Below are 347 nucleotides of genomic sequence, written 5' to 3' on the forward strand. Positions count from 1 at the left end.
ACGAGACCGCAGTCGGCGCAGTGTTCGGCGTGACCGCCCAGGGCCGCGGTCCGGCACGCCTCCACCGCGGCCATAACCCGGCGCTCGACACGCCCGAGATGGCCGGCATGGTCGCGGCGATAATCAGCCCCGTGACGGTGGAGTACATCCGCCACTTCCAGATCCGGGCGCATGGCGCGCGGCTCAGCCGGGCGCCGTGATCTCCATGCGGAGTTGGTCAAAAGGACTGGCAGTCCGGCCGATCACAGCCGTTGAGACCTGGGCGTATAGTATCGTCGTCGCCAGGCTGCGATGGCCCAGCAGCACCTGAATGATCCTTATGTCCGTGCCGGCTTCCAAAAGGTGGG

2 protein-coding genes are annotated in these 347 nt (G+C 66.9%); both read right to left on the bottom strand.

Annotation, left to right across the window (positions count from 1 at the left end; genetic code table 11):
* Window positions 1-173: transposase zinc-binding domain-containing protein (locus X744_RS1000000173320; RefSeq protein WP_198032300.1), on the bottom strand; the 173-nt coding region annotated here is incomplete at its 3' end.
* 10 nt (window positions 174-183) lie between these two features.
* Window positions 184-339 (bottom strand): hypothetical protein, encoded by a 156-nt coding sequence (locus X744_RS1000000173325; protein WP_348626189.1) that lies wholly within the window; start codon window positions 337-339, stop codon window positions 184-186.
* Between the last annotated feature and the right edge of the window lie 8 nt (window positions 340-347).

Origin of the sequence: Mesorhizobium sp. LNHC252B00 (genome assembly GCF_000502955.1) — a bacterium.
In the GTDB taxonomy this organism is placed as follows: Bacteria; Pseudomonadota; Alphaproteobacteria; order Rhizobiales; family Rhizobiaceae; genus Mesorhizobium.